Source organism: Mycolicibacterium grossiae (genome assembly GCF_008329645.1).
In the GTDB taxonomy this organism is placed as follows: domain Bacteria; phylum Actinomycetota; class Actinomycetes; order Mycobacteriales; family Mycobacteriaceae; genus Mycobacterium; species Mycobacterium grossiae.
Genome location: NZ_CP043474.1, coordinates 2837477 through 2858185, shown reverse-complemented (window position 1 = coordinate 2858185; position 20709 = coordinate 2837477). Strand labels below are relative to the sequence as shown.

Annotated in this window: 14 protein-coding genes and 1 tRNA gene; 7 read left to right on the top strand and 8 right to left on the bottom strand. The window is 69.2% G+C overall.

The genetic code is table 11. From position 1 onward, the window contains the following. Positions 1-31 precede the first annotated feature (31 nt). From FZ046_RS27885 to FZ046_RS13640, 4 genes are all read left to right on the top strand, one after another. Positions 32-370 carry a hypothetical protein gene (locus tag FZ046_RS27885; RefSeq protein ID WP_083298612.1) on the top strand — a complete coding sequence of 113 codons (339 nt, stop codon included), beginning with the start codon at positions 32-34 and terminating at the stop codon, positions 368-370. Between the two features lie 1627 nt (positions 371-1997). Next, the gene (locus FZ046_RS13650; protein WP_070356237.1) at positions 1998-2777 is read left to right on the top strand and encodes a helix-turn-helix domain-containing protein; all 780 of its coding nucleotides are present in this window, start codon (positions 1998-2000) and stop codon (positions 2775-2777) included. A gap of 23 nt (positions 2778-2800) precedes the next feature. Further along, on the top strand, positions 2801-2983 hold the full coding sequence (locus tag FZ046_RS13645; protein WP_083298610.1) for a helix-turn-helix domain-containing protein: 183 nt from the start codon (positions 2801-2803) through the stop codon (positions 2981-2983). Continuing rightward, entirely contained in the window at positions 2980-4344 is a 1365-nt protein-coding gene (locus FZ046_RS13640; RefSeq protein WP_125939862.1) for a site-specific integrase, read from the top strand. Before FZ046_RS13645 ends, FZ046_RS13640 begins: the two co-directional genes overlap by 4 nt. Positions 4345-4722: 378 nt before the next feature. Here FZ046_RS13640 and FZ046_RS13635 read toward each other — a convergent pair. From FZ046_RS13635 to FZ046_RS13615, 5 genes are all read right to left on the bottom strand, one after another. After that, a tRNA-Met gene (locus tag FZ046_RS13635) sits at positions 4723-4799 on the bottom strand. A gap of 51 nt (positions 4800-4850) precedes the next feature. Further along, complete coding sequence (locus FZ046_RS13630; protein ID WP_070356235.1) at positions 4851-6215, bottom strand: FAD-binding oxidoreductase; 1365 nt, start codon at positions 6213-6215, stop codon at positions 4851-4853. A gap of 89 nt (positions 6216-6304) precedes the next feature. After that, positions 6305-9727, bottom strand: coding sequence for an ATP-binding protein (locus tag FZ046_RS13625; protein WP_456093935.1), 3423 nt, complete (start codon positions 9725-9727; stop codon positions 6305-6307). A 21-nt stretch (positions 9728-9748) separates the two neighbouring features. After that, positions 9749-12766 carry a UPF0182 family protein gene (locus tag FZ046_RS13620; protein WP_149484259.1) on the bottom strand — a complete coding sequence of 1006 codons (3018 nt, stop codon included), beginning with the start codon at positions 12764-12766 and terminating at the stop codon, positions 9749-9751. 121 nt (positions 12767-12887) lie between these two features. Next, the gene (locus FZ046_RS13615; RefSeq protein ID WP_070355592.1) at positions 12888-13910 is read right to left on the bottom strand and encodes a YlbL family protein; all 1023 of its coding nucleotides are present in this window, start codon (positions 13908-13910) and stop codon (positions 12888-12890) included. A 101-nt stretch (positions 13911-14011) separates the two neighbouring features. On the opposite strand from FZ046_RS13615, the gene FZ046_RS13610 reads away from it, so the two are divergent. The 3 genes from FZ046_RS13610 to FZ046_RS13600 all read left to right on the top strand — a co-directional run bounded on the left by FZ046_RS13610 (position 14012) and on the right by FZ046_RS13600 (position 17698). Next, complete coding sequence (locus FZ046_RS13610; RefSeq protein ID WP_070355578.1) at positions 14012-15412, top strand: zinc-dependent metalloprotease; 1401 nt, start codon at positions 14012-14014, stop codon at positions 15410-15412. Positions 15413-15447: 35 nt separating this feature from the next. Beyond that, the gene (locus FZ046_RS13605) at positions 15448-16299 is read left to right on the top strand and encodes a bacteriocin biosynthesis cyclodehydratase domain-containing protein (RefSeq protein ID WP_099046061.1); all 852 of its coding nucleotides are present in this window, start codon (positions 15448-15450) and stop codon (positions 16297-16299) included. A 67-nt stretch (positions 16300-16366) separates the two neighbouring features. Beyond that, the gene (locus FZ046_RS13600) at positions 16367-17698 is read left to right on the top strand and encodes a macrolide-binding ATPase MABP-1 (RefSeq protein WP_070355579.1); all 1332 of its coding nucleotides are present in this window, start codon (positions 16367-16369) and stop codon (positions 17696-17698) included. A 25-nt stretch (positions 17699-17723) separates the two neighbouring features. On the opposite strand, the gene FZ046_RS13595 is transcribed toward FZ046_RS13600, so the two are convergent. From FZ046_RS13595 to FZ046_RS13585, 3 genes are all read right to left on the bottom strand, one after another. Further along, the gene (locus FZ046_RS13595; RefSeq protein ID WP_070355580.1) at positions 17724-18014 is read right to left on the bottom strand and encodes a WhiB family transcriptional regulator; all 291 of its coding nucleotides are present in this window, start codon (positions 18012-18014) and stop codon (positions 17724-17726) included. A 140-nt stretch (positions 18015-18154) separates the two neighbouring features. Then, entirely contained in the window at positions 18155-18415 is a 261-nt protein-coding gene (locus FZ046_RS13590; protein WP_070355581.1) for a hypothetical protein, read from the bottom strand. A gap of 150 nt (positions 18416-18565) precedes the next feature. Continuing rightward, positions 18566-20698, bottom strand: a complete 2133-nt coding sequence (locus FZ046_RS13585; protein WP_070355594.1) for an ATP-dependent DNA helicase UvrD2 — start codon at positions 20696-20698, stop codon at positions 18566-18568. Positions 20699-20709: the final 11 nt, after the last annotated feature.

The following is a 20709-nucleotide window of genomic DNA, read 5'->3' as shown; positions in this document are numbered from 1 at the left end:
AGTACGGGAATCAGATCAGAGGGACAGTCACGTGAGCGCCGCCGCAGACAAGATCAGAGCAAACGCTGAACGACTGCGGCAAAAGCCGCCGCAGGCACGGCAGGCCAGCCAGCTCCCGGAGGAAAGCGCCGCACCGTCGACACCTGCGCCCACAACCCCTGTCGTGCGCCAGAAAAACGTCCGCCGTACCGTCGATCTCTCTCCTATCGCCCACCGTGGCCTCGACAACTGGCAGCGCAGCGCCGCAGACAAGCTCGGCCTCGCGCGAGTTACCGGACAAGAAGTACTCGCCGCGCTAGTCGAAGAACTTCTGGGCGATCAAGCACTCTCAGACCGAATAACCGACGCCATCTCCAAGGGCCGTCGCTAGCCGAGGAACACCACAGCAATTCGGTGCGGCCCTCTTACGGGTCGCTCAATTGGAATCCTGATGATCAGCGCGCTCAACTGAAGTTTGCGCGAAATGAACACGAGCCCTGCTGAGAAGTTCTTGTATAGCGGGATCAAGGAGAGCGGCGACTGAAACGTCCAAGCTCTTCGCGTAGGCAACTATGAGATCGTGGTCCTCGTGACTCACCCGCTTCGATAAAAACGCAGTGCTTCTACGATTTTCGCGATGTCGCCAGTTACGGCGGCGACCACCCGCACTGTCAGACACTGGACCGAACCCTAGTGCGCAGCGCGCACTCCTGCGTATGCATTCGCTAAAACCATGAGCTTCTACGAGCCAGGCAATACGCCACGGCTTCAGGCGATGCTAGTCCGACATCGCGCAGTTCTGACACACATTCTTCAAACGTGAACCCAACCTCGACAAGGGCCCTCATCCAAGCAATCAGGGCACGCCCCTCGTTGTCACCCGAAGCGCGGGCCCAGATCCGCCCATAGGTTGCCGCAACCGCATGCGCGTAGGCGTCACGCATCACAGCTGATGCGTCATCAAAGATCGCTTGCGAGGCGGAGGCATACCGTTCGAGATCGTCGGTACCTATTCCGGCAACACTGAGGTACAGCGACGCACTCGCGACCTCGTCTCGCCAGAAATCCTGCAACGTCTGGTAATACGGCGATCTGGATTGGAGGCTAAATACATAGTCTGCGCCGCTTACGCAGTTCGTTGGTTCAATCGCGCACTCATCTCGATGCGGCGCTGCTGAGCCATGCCTCTTGCTCGATCCCTCCTCAAACGAGCACGCAAGATCCAAGCACGCACCACCCAAGCGCTCCCACAGCGACATCAAATAATCGCTTTGTCGCCTAAGTGGGTACGTCACGAATGGCGTTGCGTTTGGTAGCACTTCAGAAGTTGGCACCCCAAAGGAACGCGCCCACACCGCTGCTTGCCTGATGACCTCCGCGAGTGCGGCATGTCTCCTGCCGAGTTCGAAACCGCGGCTATTGGCCTGACTCATGTCATCGTTCACATCTAGCCTCCGCGTTTTAAGAAACCGTCTCGTCCCCGAACTTGCCACATGAAACAGCTGGCCCGGCCGACAGACAGGCACGGCCGCAGCCAGAGCCTGGGATCGCGCCATACACGCCCGTAAGAGTAGCGAGCACGTGCGCCACTGACCACTGACCCAAACAGATTATGCGAGAAAACCGCCGGCCACCCAACCTCATTTGCCGGGTATGGCGCGATTTGCGGGCATGCCCAAAGGTACAGCGACACAGACGAATAGAACAACTAGTGCCCAACTAGGGCTCAACTAGGGCTCAACTGGTGCTCAAGAGACCGCCGGCCACTACCCAAGTTGGCTGTGCGAAATTCGCCTCTTGTCTGCCCGAAAGCGCGACAGCAGTTGAAATCTCAGTCATGTTGCCCAAGGTGGTGGACGCCGTTTCATCCGTCCATCTACGTTCCAGTTCTACGAGATTGATATCGCGTGTCTTGGTCGAATTGGCCAGCTCCATTGTCCAAGCGAGCGCGTACCACCGCATAAGGAGAACTTTGCGCCGATGTTCTACCGATCGAAAACAGCAAGCGAGGACGACCGATGAGCTGGAAAGCGCTCGACTGGTCCATAGCGGTTGAGGTCGAGACTCCGCTAGAACGTCTCGTCCTCATGCTGCTCGCGAACCGAGCGGATGGAACCTTCTCCTGCTACCCGTCTCAACGAACCCTTGTGACGGAGACATGTGCCGCGCGAAGCACCGTCCTGAAGGTGCTCGGCAAGCTGGAGAACGACAGACTTATAGTTCGAGTCGCTCGGCATCACGATTCCGGAGCCAGACGCTCGAATCTCTACCTCCTCAATCACCCTGATGCGCCGCACTTGCACCCCACCTCAGCTCTCGGACACCCCCAGTCCGAGCAGACGGCGGGGCCCGTCCGGCTTTCGCACAGGGGGGGTCCACAGTCTGTTCGGCAGGGGGTCCGATGCGCGGACCCCTTGAACCTCCAAGAAGAACCTCAAGCCGAACCATCGTCAGTTTCGTTACTCAACTCCCTTCCCGCACCCTGGCGAGTCAGCGGCGAGGACGCAAGGAAGCTCGTTCCCGCGATTGAAGCCGCTTTCGCGGCGGGCTGGTCATCTCAGACCTTGGTTGATCACCTCGCATCTCGACCCGAAGGCGTTCGCTCTCCGGCAGCGGTTTTAAGGCGACGGCTTTCCGAGCTACCAGCCCCACCGCCCTTCGCACCAAGAGGAAGAACACCGTGGTGCGGCGAATGCGAGGATCCGCTATCGCGCACGATCTCGATAACACAATTGGACGGCACGCAAGCAGCAGCGTTCTGCCCGCGATGCAGCCCACAAAAGCGGCAAACTCATTAATTTGTGAGAGGAGGTGAAACTCTGTGTCTAATAACGTATTTGATGACCTTCCCCTTCTTCTGGCAGTAAAAAAGGCCGCCGAGATTTTGGGCATCAGCAGGGCAGCCGCTTACCGGCTTGCCGCGTCAGGCGAACTGCCCACGCGCAGGCTGGGCGGTCGCGTCTACATCGTCACAGCCGAGTTGCGTCAACTGGTCGCCCCGTGAAGGGAGCGGTCTATCAGCGCGGGAAAACGTGGACATACCGGTTCCGAGCACCGGACAGAGACCCGTCCACCGGCGAGTACCCCACCGTTTCAAAGGGTGGATTCCCGACTGAGAAGGAAGCCTGGAAGGCATGTCGCGATGCCATGCGGGAAGCGGATCAGGGACGCATCATCCGACCGTCCACCCGCACGGTCGCTCAATTTTTCACGGAATGGTTCGTCGCTGTTGAGGCATCGCTGGATGCCACCACGTGGCAGAACTGGAAGGACTATGCCGCGAGCTACGTAATTCCTCACATTGGGGCAGAGAAGCTGCAGCGTCTGGACGAGCCGCAGCTGCTGAGGCTCTACGCCAAACTCCTAAGCAGCGGCCGAATCAAGCAAGACCGCAACTATGCGATGTACCGCTACTGGCATAGCCACACGATCAACGGAGCATCGCCAGAGCCGCGCGAGGTCGCTAACGCCTGTGGCACAACGATTCACGCCGCCCGCGCCGCAGTACGCCGGTACAAGGCCGGTATCGTGCCGAAGCGCGTGAATCCCGGACTAGCCCCGAAGACCGTACGAAATGTGCACGCGATGATCCACCGGGCCCTCGTCGATGCCGTCGCGTGGAAGTACACGGCTCACAACCCAGCAGCCAACGTGCGGCCTCCAAAACGATCCCGCGCGCGTCGAACCATCTGGAACGCTCAGGAAATACAGAGGTTCCTGCGGGCGGTAAGCGGTGATCGCTTCGCCGCGCTCTTTCTCCTTGAACTCACCACCGGAATACGACGCGGGCAGATTTGTGGCCTGAGGTGGCCCGATGTCGACCTGGACGCCCGCGAAATCACGGTGCACGACAATCGGGTAGTGGTGGGTGGCCAAGCGCTCGATAAGGCCGGTGGCAAGACGCACAACGCGGACCAGACGATCGCGATAGACCGGACTACCGCTGAGGCGCTGGAGAAGTGGCGCCGGCAACAGGATGAGGAGAGGGAGTTCTTCGGGACCGACTACCGTCCTGGCAATTACGTCTTCACGTTTGAGGACGGCCGACCGCCGCACCCCGATTCCATCCGGCAGAGGTTCGACCGGTTAGCGGCAGCCGCCGGACTTGAGCGCATCACGTTCCACGATCTACGGCACTCGTACGCGACAGCAGCGTTGAAGGCCGGCGTTAGCCCGAAAATTGTTAGTGAGCGCATCGGGCACGCGGACGTCGGGTTCTTCCTTCAGACCTATGCCCATGTACTCAAAAACGATGACAGGGAAGCTGCCGAGCAGGCGGCGGCATTTCTGCTCGGGGGTGGTGTCGACACTTCGGATAACTCCGAACGTGCCGCAGACGGACAGATAGACCCTGCCGGAGATTAGACAGCGGTCCGCCACTTGTCACGTGTACCGATACGCCTGGCGTCAGCTTTTTGCAGCGTGCAGAAGTGCGCTGCCGGGATGGGCTGCCAGCTTGAGTTCATTCCCACGCACCACCAGCTCGCCTCACTTCTCGTCCACTAGCTCTCGCGGGGCCTCGCCGCCGCGCATGTCGGCACGAGTACGCACACAGCGATCTCTGGAGCGGGCATGAGCACCAGGGCGTTGACCTGAAATGACGGGCTGCGACGAACGCGAACAGCGAGAGGTCCTCCAACGCGACCTTGTGAAGGGTGAAGGGTAGCTTCGCTAACGTTCACAAACACGTTCACAAACCCAATGAAAACGGCTCCCGGAGTTGCCTCCGGGAGCCGTTCTACCTGGTAGCGGGGACAGGATTCGAACCTGCGACCTCTGGGTTATGAGCCCAGCGAGCTACCGAGCTGCTCCACCCCGCGTCGGGTAAACGAAAGGTTACCGAAGCCGCGGGCGGAGTCCAAATCGGGTGCTCAGGCCAACGTTCCGGCCGGATCGTGCCGCTGCGCGAGCGCCTGCAGCCAGGCCAGTGTGTCCTCGTCGTAGCAGCGGCGCGGGCGGTCCGCGTCGTGCGACGGGGCGAAGTTCGGCATCTGCCCGCCGGTGGTCCACTCTCCCAGCGCCGCGCACAACGCACGGGCGTGGCCGGGCACCGCCTCGGCGACCGGCGGCACCATCGCGCCGATGACGGCCAGCGAGTACGCGGCGTCGCGGTGGCAGAACGCGCTGCGGTGCCGCGGCTCCCGCGCCAGCGCACCGCCCAGCTGGCGCAGCTCCACGATCACCTGCGGCGAGCCCGACCCCGGCCCGGCGGCCGCCAGGAGGACGTCGACGGCCTCGGGCGTCAGCTCGCGCAGCAGCGCCTGGTCCTCGTTGATCGGCATGGGGTCCACCGGATCAGCATGCACCATGCCGATCGCCGCGTACGGGTAGCGCCCGACGCTGTCCAGGACCGGCGTCGCGACCGCGCGCATCGGCGCCAGCAGCCGCTCGGCGTCACCCGGGTCGCCGAGCCCGATGTAGCGCACCGCCACCGTCAGCCGGCCCGCCAGCGGCTCCGGCACGCCGGGCAGCGGCGGCAGCTGCTGCAGCGCGATCGACGTGTTGGCGGTCTCGGGCAGCCCGGCACCCCACTCCCGCCAGGCGTGCAGCACCGCCGCGGCGTCGTCGCCGTCGAAGTACAGTGCGCCGCCGTAGAACTCGGCGATCGGGAGCAGCTCGAACTCGATGGCGGTGACGATGCCCAGCATCGACTTGCCACCGCGCACGCCCCAGAACAGTTCGGCGTGCTCCTCGGGCGTCACCCACAGCACCTCCCCGGCGCCGGTCACCAGCTCGAAGGCCCGGACGTAGTCCGACGACAACCCGACGGTCCGCACCAGCGGGCCGATGCCGCCGCCGGTGAGGTAACCGACGACCCCGACCCCGGGTGCGGACCCGCACAGCGGCGCCAGACCCTGCGGCGCAGCCGCGTCGATCACCTGCTGCCACGTCACGCCGGCGCCCACCCGCGCGGTGCGCTGCGGCACGTCGATCACGCAGCCGCCCAGGCCACCCGTGTGCACCAGGATTGTGTCCGCGCCCACGCCGAGCGCGCCGTGGCCGGTCGCCTGCACCGCCACCCGAAAGCCCCGCTCGGCGGCGAACCGCATGACGGCCGCGACGTCGGACGCCGAGGTCGCCAGCACGACTGCCGCCGGCGCCACGGTCACCGCGACGTTCCACGGCGTCGCCCGGGCGTACACCCGCTCACCGGGCAGCGCGACGGGGCCGGCGACGGCGTCGCGCAGGCCGGCCAGCGAGGGCGCGTCGGTCGCCGTGTCGTTGATCAGGGTCATCGTGGGTCCTCTCAGGGTCAGTGAGGAGAGCCTGGCGCGCGGCGCTTGGCGAATGCTTGGCGTGCGCCGCCAAGCGCGCCAAGCGCTGCTCAGGCCAACGCCTCGGCCGCCCGCGCGACGCCCAGCATGCCGAGGCGACGGGCGTCGCCGGCCACGCGCGCCGCCGCGCGCCGTCGCTCGTCGGGCGCCTCGGTCAGTTCGGCGGCGAGCAGCGCACACCGCAGCAGGGTGGGTGTGCCCCCGGTGTGCTCGGCGATCGCCACCGCCCGATCGAGGTCGGCGAGCGCCCCGTCGCGGTCGCCGAGAGCGGCGCGCAGTCGCGCGGTGGCCAGGGCCACCGGCCCGGCGACACCGACCTGACCGATCACCGCGATGCGGTCGCCGAACGGCGTCAACTCCTCGAGCAGCGGCGCGCAGAACTCGGTCAGGCCGCGGTCGACGGCCAGGTGCGCCAGCAGCGCATGATGCCCCAGCGTCGTCCACACGTGCGGCCGGTCCTTCTCGGCCACCCAGCGCCGCAGGATCTCCACGGCGGTCGCCTGGGAGGCGGGCCCGTCCTCGACGGTCAGCAGCGCCGTCTTCACCAGCGCCACCATGCCCTGCCCGCCGTTCTCGGCGGGTGCACCGATCCCCGGCCACGCGGGGTCGACCGGATCCCCCTTCTCCCGGAACAGCGACACCGTCGCCACCAGGCCGCTGCCCGCCTCGTACAGTTCGGTCTGCTCGTGCACGTGTGCGGCGATCCCGTGGTGACGTTCGGCTTCCGCGAAGTCGCCGCGCCACACCGCGAGTACGGCCTCCATCCACCGCAGCTGCGCGCGCAGCACCGGCAACCGGAGTTCCTCGCTGCCGGCGATGCCCGCCGCCAGGTGGCGCCGGGCCGCTTCGACGTCGCCGAGGTTCATCGCCGCCATCGTGCTCACCGAGTGCGCGATCACGGCGTCCTCACGAGAACCGCTGTAGGACAACGACTCCAGTCGATTCGCCCACCGCAGTGTCTGAGCGCTGAGCGGAGCCACCCCCGAGTAGGTGATCAGCCGGCCCATCAGCACGTCGGCCAGCACCTCGGGGTCGCCCGTCGACTCCGCCAGCGCCTCCGCCCGGTCGAGGTGACCGGCGGCCAGCGCCGGGTCCGGGTGGTAGCAGTGCCCCACGGCCAACGCCGCCAGCACCCGCGCCCCGGCGCCCGCGTCCCGGTCGGCCACCGCCGCAGCACGTTCCAGCAGCGCGAGCAGACTGCCCGGGTCGTGCCCCGGCGCCAACCACGGCCAACCGCCGCTGGCGCGCAGCAGTGCGCTCGCGACCCGGCCCGCGGTGGCGGTGCGCTCCGCGCGCATCGCCTCGGCGAGATGCCGCTCGACCGTCGTGAGCACCAGCTGTCCCCGCCCCGCGCGCGCCAACGCCTGCAGCATGGCGACGGTCAGCGCGTCGCGCTCCGCGTCGTCGCGCGCGGCGGCGGGCAGCCGGTCGTACGCGTCGAGCGCGGCCTGCCACCACCGCGCCGCGAGGTCGGAACTCCAGCGCGCCGTGGCCTCCTCGGCCGCACGCCGGCAGGCGTCGACCACCACGTCGGGTTCCACCAACGGCTGCGCCGCGACCAGGTGCTGCGCCCGACGGGTGTGCACGTCGGGCGCACCGCTGGCCTCGAGCACCTCGGCGACCGTGGCGTGCAATCGCTGCCGGCGCAGCGCGGGCATGCTCGCCACCAGCTGCTCGCGCAGCAGACCGTGCGCGAAGGCGTAACCGTCCCCGGTGTGCGACGAGACCACGATGCGCTCGTCGGCGGCCTCGTCGAGCTGGTCGGCCAGCGTGTCGACGTCCAGCCGGGTGGCCGCTGCCAGCACTGGCACGTCGACGTCGTCGCCGATCACCGCGGCAGTCCGGAGCGTCCGCAGCACAACCGGATCGAGCCCCGCGAGGCGGCGGTCGAGCACCGACTTCACCGCCACCGGGATGTCGGCGCGGACCCGCTCATCGCGCGGCAGCCGCGCGTACTCGCAGACGAAGAAGGGATTGCCGCCGGTCCGCACGGCCAGCGTCGCGGCCTCGGCGTCGGTCACCACCTCGTCGGCCACCTGCGTCGCCAACGCCGCCACCTCGTCCGACGTCAACGCCGACACCTCGACGTGCCGGTTGCGCGTCCCGCGCGCCACGGTGCCCAGCAGCCGCCCCAGTTCGGCGGTCCGCTCCCCGTCGCGCACCGTCAGCACCACGGCCAGACCCCGGTCGCGCAGCGCGCCCGCCACGTAGGCCAGGGCGCTGACCGATGCCGAATCGGCCCACTGCACGTCGTCGATCACGACGGCCCGCAGGCCGGGCGCGTCCTCGAGCAGGCGCTGAATGCGTTCGTAGACCTCGAATCTCGCAATGTCGGGGTCGGCCTGCTGCGGCACCTCGAGCACGGCGTCGGCGTCCCCGCCGAGCGCACGCACCAGCTGCCGCATCGGCCACCACGGCGGCGTCGTGCGTTCGTCGGGGCAGCTCACCCACACGGTGTCCCCGCCGGCCGCGGCGCGCGCGGCGGCCTCCTCGGCCAGCCGGGTCTTCCCGATGCCGGGCGGGCCTGACAGCACCAGCCAGCGCGTGGCGCCCGCGGCGGCGTCGGCCAGCACCTGGTCCACCGCCGCCAGTTCGCGCGCCCTCCCGACGATGCCCGCCCGGGCCGGCGCATCGGCCACCGCCGGCTCGCTGACCGCGGGGCTGGGGGTGGCCGTCACCTCCCGGGCGCCGGTCCACTCCGGCGACCGCGGCCAGGCGGCCAGTTCGGGCGCCTGCCGCAGGATCGCGGTGCGGAGGTCACGCAGCTCGGCACCCGGCTCGAGGCCCAGTTCGTCGTCGAGCACCCGGGCGTGCCGGGCGAAGGCGTCCAGCGCCTCCGACGTGCGGCCCGCGCGGTACAGCGCCAGCACGTGCAGCCAACAGGCCCGGTCCGACAGCGGGTCCGCGTCTGCGAGGTCGGCGGCCGCGGGCACGGCGGCCGGCACCCGGCCGCACGCCAGCAGGGCGGTGACGCGGGCGTCCGCGCACTCCCGGTGCAGTTCGCGCAGCCGCGTCGCCTCGGCGGCGACCCAGGGCTCGTCGTGGAAGTCCGCCAGCAGCGGTCCGCACCAGAGATCCAGTGCCGCATCGGCTTCGGCGAGCGCCTCGGCCCAGTGGCCGTCGTCGACGGCGGCGGCCGCCCGCGCACAGGCGTGCGTGAAGTCCACGACGTCGACGGTGGCCGATCCGACGTCGAGGTAGTAGCCGGGCGGCTGCCGCACGATCGGCGAGGCCTGCTCGGCCGCGTCGTCGCGCAGCGCCCGGCGCAGGTTCGACACGTACGCCTGCAGGCTGGCGGTCGCGCTGCCCGGCACGTCGTCACCCCAGACGGCGTCGATCAACCGGTCGACCGACACCACCTGACCGCCGGCGAGCAGCAGGACCGCGAGCACCGCACGCTGCTTCGGTGGACCGATGTCGATGGCGACATCGCCTCGCGCCACCCGCAGCGGCCCGAGCATCCGATAGCGCACGCGACGAGCGTAGGGGACGCGCTACCGGGCGTCGCGGTATCGGTTCATCGCATCGTCGAGCCGCTGCAGCGCCGAACCGAAGTCGGCGAAGTTGCCGCCCTGCTGGGCCTGACGCATGTTGTCCAGCGCCTGGTTGACCTCGTCGAGCGCCGCGGCCTTGGCCGGCGACAGCTGGACCGGGCCGCCCGGCGGCACGGCGACCGGCGTCGGCACCTCCGGCGCGCGGCCCTGCTGCGGCGGCTGCCCGGCGGGCGGCGGCGTGCTGCCCTGCTGCGGCTGAGCCGCCGGCGGGGTGCCGTTCGCCGGCTGGCCCGCCGCGGGCGCCGGGCCGGTGGCCGTCGCGCCCGCACCGGCACCGAAGATCTCGTCGAGCGCGTCGCGCACCGTCGGGCCGTAACCCACCCGGTCGTTGTAGAGCATCGCGACGCGGATCAGGCGCGGGTACGAGGACGCTGCGTCACTGGCACCAGGCGAGGCGTACACCGGCGCCACGTACAGCAGGCCCCCGTTGCTCACCGGCAACGTCAGCAGGTTGCCCCACCGGATCCGGTTCTGGTTGTCCCGGCCGATGACGCCGAGGTCCTGGCTGACCGCGGTGTCGGTGCTGATCGCGTTGAACGCCAGCTTCGGACCGTTGACCTGGCCCGGGATGGTGAGCACCGTGATCTTGCCGTAGGTCGCCGGGTCGCTACTGGCGCTGATGTACGCGGCCAGGAAGTCGCGGCGGAACCGGTTCATCGCGCTGGTCAGCTGGAACGACGCCGAATCGTCGTTCTCCGCGATGTCCTTCGCGACGATGTAGTACGGCGGCTGGTAGCTGCTGGCCGTCGGGTTGGGATCCAGCGGCACGTCCCAGAAGTCCGACGTCGAGAAGAACGTCACCGGATCGTTGACGTGATACTTCGCGAGCAGCGCGCGCTGCACCTTGAACAGGTCCTCCGGGTAGCGCAGGTGCTGCTGCAATTCGGTGGAGATGTCGCTCTTGGGCTTCACCGTTCCGGGAAACACCGACATCCACGCCTTGAGCACCGGATCGTTCTCGTCCTGCTGGTACAGCGTGACGGTGCCGTCGTAGGCGTCGACGGTGGCCTTGACCGAGTTGCGGATGTAGGACACCTGCTTGTCCGGCGCCAGCCGGTTCAGCGCCACCTCGTTGGAGTCGGCCGTCGCCGAGGACAGCGACGTCAGCTCCGAGTACGGGTAGTTGTCGAGCGTCGTGTAGCCGTCGACGATCCACACGATGCGCTTGTTGACGATCGCCGGGTACACGCCGTTGTCGGTGGTCAGCCACGGCGCCACCGCCTGCACGCGCGCCGCGGGGTCGCGGTTGAACAGGATCTTGCTGTTGGAGCCGATGACGTTGGAGAACAGGAAGTTGCGCTCGGCGAACTTGGCCGCGAACACGCTGCGCGACAACCAGTTCCCGATCGGCACGCCACCGCTGCCGGTGTAGGTGTAGTTCTTCGTCTCGGTGTTGGTCTCGACGTCGTACTCGCGGTCGGTGCCGTTGCGGCCGACGATCGCGTAGTCGTCGGCGGTGTTGGCGATCACCGGGCCGAAGTAGATGCGCGGCTGGTCCAGCGGCGCCGGGCCGGGCGAGACGACGTCGCCGTTGGCCCCGATGACGCTCGCCAGGAACTCGGGGTAGCCGCCGTTCTGGTTGGGGTCGTTGGCGATGCCGCGGACGGTGTTGGCCGGCGAGGCGATGAAGCCGTTGCCGTGGGTGTACACGGTGTGCCGGTTGATCCAGTCCCGCTGGTTGTCGATCAGCCGGTCGGGGTTGAGTTCGCGTGCCGCGACGACGTAGTCGCGCAGCTGGCCGTCGGGACCCTGGTAGCGGTCGATCGACAGCTGGTCGGGGAAGAAGTAGAAGTTCTTGCCCTGCTGGAACTGGGTGAAGGCCGGGCCGACGATCGTCGGGTCGAGCAGCCGGATGTTCGAGGTGGTGGCGCGGTCGGAGGCCACCTGCTGTGCGGTGGCCTGCGAGTTGCCGGCGTAATCGCGGTAGGTGACCGTCTGATCGGTGAGCCCGTAGGCGTCCCGGGTGGCGGTGATGCTGCGCCCGATGTACTCGGACTCCTTCTGTGCGGCGTTCGGCTTGACGCTGAACTGCTCGACGATCAGCGGCCAGCCCGCGCCGATGATGAGCGACGACAGCAGCAGCAGGACCACGCCGATCGCGGGAATCCTCAGGTCGCGCAGCACGATCGCGGAGAACACCGCAGCAGCGCAGATGACGGCGATCGCCAGCAGGATGAGCTTGGCGGGCAGCACGGCATTGATGTCGGTGTAGCCCGCACCGGTGAACGGCTTGCCGCCGCGGGTGTGGCTCAGCAGCTCGTAGCGGTCCAGCCAGTAGGCGAACGCCTTGAGCAGGATCAGCGTGCCGCCCAGCGAGATCAGCTGGATGCGGGCCGCGCGGCTCAGCGCGCCGCTGCGGCCAGCCAATCGGATGCCGCCGAACAGGTAGTGCCCCAGCAGGTTCGCGATGAACGCGAGGAACGTCGCGACGAACAGGTAGCTGAGCACCAGCCGGTAGAACGGCAGGTCGAAGGCGTAGAAGCCGAGGTCCAGACCGAACTGCGGATCGGTGACGCCGAATGCGTCGCCGTGCAGGAACATCTGCACCCGCACCCAGTAGGTCTGCGCGACGATGCCGGCCAGGATGCCGACGAACGCCGGGATGCCGATGGTGAACAGCTTCATCCGCGACATCACGGCGGTGCGGTAGCGCGCCACCGGGTCGTTGGGTCCGGCCGACGGCACGAACACCGGGCGGGTGCGGTAGGCCAGCGTCAGGGCGGCGAACACCACCGCACCGATCAGCAACGCCGCCACCAGGAACACGATCACCCGGGTGCCGAGCACGGTGGTGAACACCGAGCGGTAGCCGAGTTCGCCGAACCACAGCCAGTCGACGTAGGCGTCGACGAAGCGCGGGCCGATCAGCAACAGCAGCACGATGGCCAGCGCGATGCCGACCAGGATCCGGTTACGTCGAGTCAGCTTCGGCATTCGTGCCGTAGGCCGCATCCCCACTCGTCAACTCCACTCTCGGTGCTCGGGTCGTTCGGCGCGAGGGCAGCGGACCCCACGCGACGTGCCACAACTGTACGCATCGCCTTCGAAGGGATCTCTCAGCATCGACGGGCGCACCGGCTCAGCAGCCGGGTGTTTCGCGACCGGCGGAATGCGCCTTCAACGCGTCGACGACCTGGGTGAGCGTCTCGGCCTTGATGAGGGTCAATGAGTCTTCGTGCGCGGTCTTCGCCTCGGCGCAGTTCTCCGCGGGCACCAGGAACACCGTCGCACCGGCCTCGGCGGCCGCGGTCATCTTGTGCGTAATGCCGCCGATCGGCCCGACTTTGCCGTCGTCGGTGATGGTGCCGGTGCCGGCGACGAACTCGCCGCCGTTGAGATCGCCGGTCGTCAGCTTGTCGACCACGGCGAGGCTGAACATGAGGCCCGCCGACGGTCCGCCGATGTTGGCGAGGTTGAAGTCGATGGTGAAGTCGGCCCACGGCGCGTTCTGGACGCTGACGCCGAGGAATCCGTAGTCGCGGTCCGGGTTGTCGCCGAGCGTGATCGTGGTGGTGCCGAGGTCCCCGCCCTTGCGCCGGTAGTCGACGACGAGCTGGTCGCCCGGCTTGGTGGCCTTGAGCAGTGCGGTGAACTCGTCGAGGTTGGCCACCGGCTTGTCGTTGACCAGGTCGATGGCGTCGCCGTCCTGGAGCTTGCCCGCCGACGGTCCCGGCTCGCTCACCGACGCCACGGTCACCGCGGCGGGGTACTTCAGGTAGGACAGCGCGGCGTACTCGGCGTTGTCCTCGGAACTCTTGAAGTCCGCGGTGTTGGCCTCGTCGATCTCGTCCTTGCTCTTGTCCGGCGGGTAGACCAGCGCCCGCGGCACCAGCTGGTCGCGGCCGGACGCCCACAGCGCCAGCGCCTGGCCAAGGGTGATGCCGTCGCTCTGGCTGACCGTCGTCATGTTGAGGTGGCCGGACGTCGGCTTGGTCTCGGTGCCCTCGATGTCGACGACCTCCTTGCCGTCGACCTCGCCGAGGGTGTCGAAGGTCGGGCCGGGGCCCAGTCCGACGAACGGCACCGTCACCGCCGACAGCAACATCCCGAACACCAGGATCGGCACCAGAGCCACCAGCAGCGTCAGAATGCGCCTGTTCACACCGCCCATCACGGTGCCCACAGTAGAGTCCGCGGGCCGGTTCGCTCTCGGCATGACCCGCCGGTCCGCGTCGCGCCGCGGTGGTGAGTACCGTTGACGGCATGCCTGACCTGCCCTTCGGGTTCTCCGCCGGCGACCCCGGAGACGACCCCGACAAGTCCAAGAAGGACCGCGACCCCAACACGCCGCAGGATCCGTTCGGCTTCGGCGGCGGTCAGGGCGGCGAGTTCAACATGGCCGACCTCGGTCAGATCTTCTCCAAGCTCGGCGAGATGTTCAGCGGTGCCGGCACGGCGATGGCCGGCGGCGGTCAGGGCGGCCCGGTCAACTACGACCTGGCCCGGCAGCTGGCGTCCAGCTCGATCGGCTTCGTCAAGCCCATCCCCGCCGCCACCACCAGTGCGATCGCCGACGCCGTGCGGCTCGCCGAGACGTGGCTCGACGGCGTCACCCCGCTGCCGGAGGGCACGTCGCGGTCGGTGGCCTGGACGCCCAGCGACTGGGTCGACAACACCCTCGAGACCTGGAAGCGGCTCTGCGACCCGGTCGCGCAGCAGATGTCGGAGGTGTGGACCTCGACGCTGCCCGAGGAGGCCCGCGCCATGGCCGGCCCGCTGATGGCGATGATGTCGCAGATGGGCGGCATGGCCTTCGGCAGCCAGCTCGGCCAGGCCCTCGGGACGCTGTCCAAGGAGGTGCTGACCTCCACCGACATCGGCCTGCCGCTCGGCCCCAAGGGCGTCGCCGCCCTGCTGCCGGAGTCCATCGAGACCTTCGCCGACGGGCTCGAGCAGCCCCGCAGCGAGATCATCACCTTCCTGGCCGCCCGCGAGGCCGCCCACCACCGGCTGTTCAGCCACGTGCCGTGGCTGTCGAGCCAGTTGCTCAGCGCCGTCGAGGCGTTCGCGAAGGGCATGAAGGTCGACACCAGCGGCATCGAGGACCTCGCCCGCGGCATCGACCCCTCCGCGCTCACCGACCCGTCCAAGATGGAGCAGCTGCTCAGCCAGGGCATGTTCGAGCCCAAGGCCACCCCCGAGCAGGTCGCCGCGCTGGAACGGCTCGAGACGCTGCTCGCGCTCATCGAGGGCTGGGTGCAGACCGTGGTGACCGCCGCGCTCGGCGACCGCATCCCCGGCACCGCCGCGCTCAGCGAGACCCTGCGTCGCCGCCGCGCCACCGGCGGCCCGGCCGAGCAGACCTTCGCCACCCTCGTCGGCCTGGAACTGCGGCCGCGCAAGCTGCGCGAGGCCGCCGTGCTGTGGGAGCGCCTCACCGACGCCGTCGGCCAGGACGGCCGCGACGCCGTGTGGCAGCACCCCGACCTGCTGCCCGACGGCGACGACCTCGACGAGCCCGCCGGCTTCATCGACCGCGTCATCGGCGGCGGCACCAGCGAGATCGACCAGGCCATCGCCGAACTCGAGAAGGACGCCGGCACCGACCCCGACTCCGGCACCAACCCCGACTCCGGCCCCGGAACCCCGCCCACCAACGAGTGACGTCCGCCCCCTCGCGGGCGTGATCGAATCGACGGGTGCAGCGATTCACGCTCGACCCGGCCATGCCGGTGCTGCTGCGCCCCGACGACACCGTGCAGGTCGGCTGGGATCCGCGCCGCGCCATCGTGGTCCGGCCACCCGCCGGGCTGTCGGCCGCCGCGCTCGCCGACCTGCTGCGCCTGCTGCAGGGCGGTGTCACGCCCGCCGACCTCGTCGCCGTCGCCCGCAATCGCGGCGCGGTCGACGACGGCGCCGTCACCGCGCTGCTGGCCGCCCTGACCGACACCGGACTGCTGCGCGCCACCCCCGTGCGGGTGCGGACCGCCCGGGTGCGCGTGCACGGCCGCGGCCCGCTGTCGGACCTGCTGCTGGGCGCGCTGCGCTGCTCGGGCACGCGGGTACAGCACAGCCGGCTCAGCCACGCCGCGGTCACCACCCGCACCGCAGACCTGGTGGTGCTCGCCGACGACCTGGTGGCCGACCCGCACGTCGTGCGCGCCCTGCACACCGCCGCGGTGGCATACCTGCCGGTACGGGTACGCGACGGCACGGGTCTGGTCGGCCCGCTGGTCCTGCCGGGCCGCTCGAGCTGCGTGCGCTGCGCGGACCTGCACCGCAGCGACCGCGACGCGGCCTGGCCCGCGGTCGCCGCGCAACTGCGGCGCACCGTCGGTACGTCCGGGCGGGCCGCCGTCCTCGGCACGGCGGCGCTCGCCCTGGATCAGGTGGACCGCGTCGTCGCGGCGATCCACGCCGGCCCCGCCGACCTCGCCGGCGACCTCGTCGCCGACCCGCCTCCGACGGTCGACACCACGCTCGAGTTCGACGTCCGCACCGGGTCGACGGTCCGTCGCCACTGGACCCGCCACCCGCGCTGCGGCTGTTGAGCCGCGACGTTCGCTCCGGGGGCCGCGACCCGGTTCCCGACGTCACAGGTGACTGTTCAGCTTGGTCGTGGATGATGGTGTGGTGGCAGACATCAAACGTGGTCGGGCAGCGCGCAACGCCAAGCTGGCGACGCTTCCCGTCGGGTTCGCGGGCCGGGCCGCGCTGGGTCTGGGCAAGCGGCTCACGGGTCAGTCCAGGGACGAGGTCAACGCCGAACTGATGGAGAAGGCCGCCAACCAGCTGTTCACCGTCCTCGGCGAACTCAAGGGCGGCGCCATGAAGGTCGGCCAGGCGCTGTCGGTGATGGAGGCCGCCGTCCCCGAGCAGTTCGGCGAGCCGTACCGCGAGGCGCTGACCAAACTGCAGAAGGACGCTCCCCCGCTGCCCGCGGCCAAGGTGCACCGCGTGCTCGACGCGCAGCTGGGCACGAAGTGGCGGGAGCGCTTCACGTCGTTCGGCGACGAGCCGGTCGCGTCGGCCAGCATCGGACAGGTGCACAAGGCGGTGTGGGCCGACGGCCGCGAGGTCGCCGTCAAGATCCAGTACCCCGGCGCCGACGAGGCGCTGCGCGCCGACTTGAAGACCATGCGGCGCATGGTCAGCGTCTTCAAGCAGCTCTCCCCCGGCGCCGACGTCCAGGGTGTCGTCGACGAACTGATCGAGCGCACCGAGATGGAACTCGACTACCGGCTCGAGGCCGACAACCAGCGCGCCTTCGCCAAGGCCTACCGCGACCATCCGCGCTTCGTGGTGCCCGCGGTGGTCGCCAGCGCGCCCAAGGTGGTGATCGCGGAGTGGATCGAGGGCACCCCCATGTCGGCGATCATCCGCGACGGCACGCCCGAGCAGCGCGACGTCATGGGGACGCGGCTCTTCGAGCTGACCTACGACGCACCGCAGCGGCTCGAGATGATGCACGGCGACGCGCATCCCGGGAACTTCATGCTGCTCCCCGGCGACAAGATGGGCGTCATCGACTTCGGTGCGGTGGCACCGATGCCGGGCGGCCTGCCGGTCGAGATCGGCCAGATGGTGCGCTACGCGCTGCAGCGCGACTACGACCACCTGCTGCCGACGATGGAGCGCGCCGGATTCATCCAGCGCGGAGAACGCGTGTCGCACACCGAGATCGACGACATGCTGCGCCAGTACGTCGAGCCGCTGGAGTCCGAGGAGTTCCACTACTCCCGCAAGTGGCTGCAGAAGATGGCCGCCCGCAACATGGACCTCTCGGTCGATCAGATCAAGGCGGCCCGGCAGATGGACATCCCGGCCAAGCTGGCGATCCCGATGCGCGTCATCGCCTCGAACGTCGCCATCTCCTGCCAACTCGACGCTCGCATCCCCGCGAGAAGGCTTGCCGAGGAACTGATTCCGGGCTTCGTCGAGGCCGCCTGACGGCGGAGCCGCCTAGCGGATCGCGCTAGGCGGCCCCGACGCACGCCGCGGCAGGAGCCTGCTGCGGGTTCTTGCGGGGGCGACCCCGTGGCCTCTTGCGCGCCACGATGGTTCCACGGTCGAGGATCTCTCCACCCCAGACCCCCCACGGCTCTTGACGTTCCAGCGCCATCGAGAGGCACTCGCGCCGGATCGGGCAGTCCGCGCACAGCGCCTTGGCCCGCTCCAGGTCGGTCGGGCTCTCGGCGAACCACAGGTCCGGTTCTCCGTCGTGACAGGGCACCGACAGCCTCTCGCGGCATGTCAGGTCCGACATGTCTCTCCTGCTTCCTGGTCGTGTTACTCGGTCATCTGTCTCGATGGATCCTTCGACCAGGTGTTTCGGGTCTTCCCAAAACAATGGCCACGGATCCGGTGACTTCGGGTCCGTGGCCTAGAGGCTGTTCGTGGGTGCTCCTAGATGGGGCCCCTCGTCACGGACGCGACGGTCGCGGCGGCGGCGCGGCGCTTGCGCATGTCGTGCGCGCCGGCGGCGTGGGCCGCGTTGGCCGGAATGGCAACGGCCGGAATCGCAACGGCGGGAACGGCAGCGGCGGGAACGGCAGCGCCGACCACCGCGAGGGTGGTCGGGGAGGCCGGGATCCACGTCATGCCGGGGCGGTCGCCGGAGGCGACGACACCCGTTGCGGCTACGCCGTGCAGTGCAGTGCTGATCATGATTCCGGGACCTCCCCTCGACGACTCGAGAACATCGTTGCTCGATGCGATTCTCTTATGCGACTACGAGGCTAAACGCTAACACGGATCGGCCACAAATGATTTTCTACCTGCGAGAATGGCTCGATCTTGACGGCGGGTGGCAGTTTCTCAGCCACGGCTGCGGACGAGCTGCAGCACGTCGGCACCGAACTGCTCGAGCTTGCGCGCCCCGATGCCCGGGATCGCCACCAGGGCGGCGTCGTCGCCCGGCAGTGTCTCCGCGATGGCGATCAGCGTGTTGTCGGTGAACACCACGTACGCCGGCACGCTCATCTCCTTGGCGGTGCGCGAGCGCCACTCCTTCAGCTCCGCCAGCAGCGCCTCGTCGATGTCCGACGGGCACGTCTCGCAGCGGCGCAGCATGATCGCCGCCGGCGTGGCCAGCGCTCCGTTGCACACCCGGCACTTCGGCGCCGGGCCCCGCTGGCGGCGCGGCCGGCTCGGGCCGGTGTCGGTGACCGACTGCGGCGCGACGCCCTGCAGGAAGCGCGACGGCTTGCGACCCTGCCGCCCACCGGGTGTGCGGGCCAGCGCCCAGCTCAGCGCCAGATGCACGCGCGCACGGGTGATCCCGACGTAGAACAGCCGGCGCTCCTCCTCGACGGCCTCGCTGTCGGCGCCGTGCGACAGGGCGTGCGAGATGGGCAGCGTGCCATCGGCGAGGCCGACGAGGAACACCGCGTCCCACTCCAGGCCCTTCGCGGCGTGCAGCGACGCCAGCGTGACGCCCTGCACCACCGGTGGGTGCCGTGAGTCGGCCCGCTGCCGCAGCTCGGTGACCAGGGTCGGCAGCGTCAGCGACGGACGCTGCGCGACGTCCTCGTCGACGAGGTCGGCCAGCGCCGCCAGCGCATCCCACCGTTCCCGCGCCCGCGTGCCGGCCGGCGCTTCGGCCGTCAGCCCGAGCGGCTCGAGCAGGTCGCGGACCGCCGCGGCCAGCTGCTCGCCGGCCACCTCGGCACCCCGCTCGGCGGCGCGCTGCAGCGCCAGCAGCGCCTGGCGGATCTCCTGCCTACTGAAGAAGCCCTCGCCGCCGCGCACCTGGAACGCGATGCCGGCCTCGGTCAGCGCCTCCTCGTACACCTCGGACTGGGCGTTGATGCGGTACAGCACCGCGATCTCCGACGGTGCCGTCCCGGCGGCGATGAGCTTCGCAATCCGCTTGGCCACGGCCGCGGCCTCGGCGACCTCGTCGGGGTGCTCGCTGAAGGACGGCTCCGGGCCCGGCGGCCGCTGACCGACGAGGTGCAGCCTGCTGCCTGCCATTCGGCCGCGCGCGGCGGCGATCACCCGGTTGGCCAGTGACACCACCTGCGGGGTGGAGCGGTAGTCCCGCTCGAGCCGCACCACGGTGGCGTCGGGAAACCGCCGGGAGAAGTCCAGCAGGTGGCTCGGCGTCGCCCCGGTGAACGAGTAGATCGTCTGGTTGGCGTCGCCCACCACGGTGAGGTCGTCGCGGTCGCCGAGCCACGCGTCGAGCACGCGCTGCTGCAGCGGCGTCACGTCCTGGTACTCGTCGACGACGAAGCACCGGTACCGGTCGCGAAACTCCTGGGCCACCGACGCGTCGGTCTCGATCGCGGCCGCCGTATGCAGCAGCAGGTCGTCGAAGTCCAGCAGCGTGGTGCCCTCGCGGCGCGCCTTGAGCGCCTCGTACCCCGCATAGACGGTCGCCACCTTCGCCGCGTCGAACGGGATGTCGCGCGAGGCCCTGGCGACGGCGTCGGGGTAGGTCTCCGGACTGATCAGCGACGCCTTGGCCCATTCGATCTCGCCGGCGAGGTCGCGGACGTCGTCGGTGCTCGCCCGGATCGAGGCACGGTTGGCGGCCTGGGCCACCACGGCGAACTTGCTGTCCAGCAGTTCCCAGCCGGTGTCGCCGACGAGCCGGGGCCAGAAGTAGTGCAGCTGCCGGCGCGCCGCGGCGTGGAACGTCATGGCCTGCACCGCGCCGGTGCCGACGCCGCCGGCCTCCTCGTCGAGCGCACGCAGCCGGACCCGCATCTCCCCCGCGGCGCGCGAGGTGAACGTCACGGCCAACACCTGGCCCGGGGCGACGTGCCCGGCGGCGACGAGGTGCGCGATGCGCCGGGTGATGGTGCGGGTCTTGCCGGTGCCCGCGCCGGCGAGCACGCATACCGGCCCGCGGGGCGCTTGGACGGCTTCGCGCTGTTCGGAGTCGAGGTCGGCGAGCAGCCCGGCGCGCAGGCCGCCGTCGGCGGGTGCGTGCGGGGCGGGCATGCCGACCATCT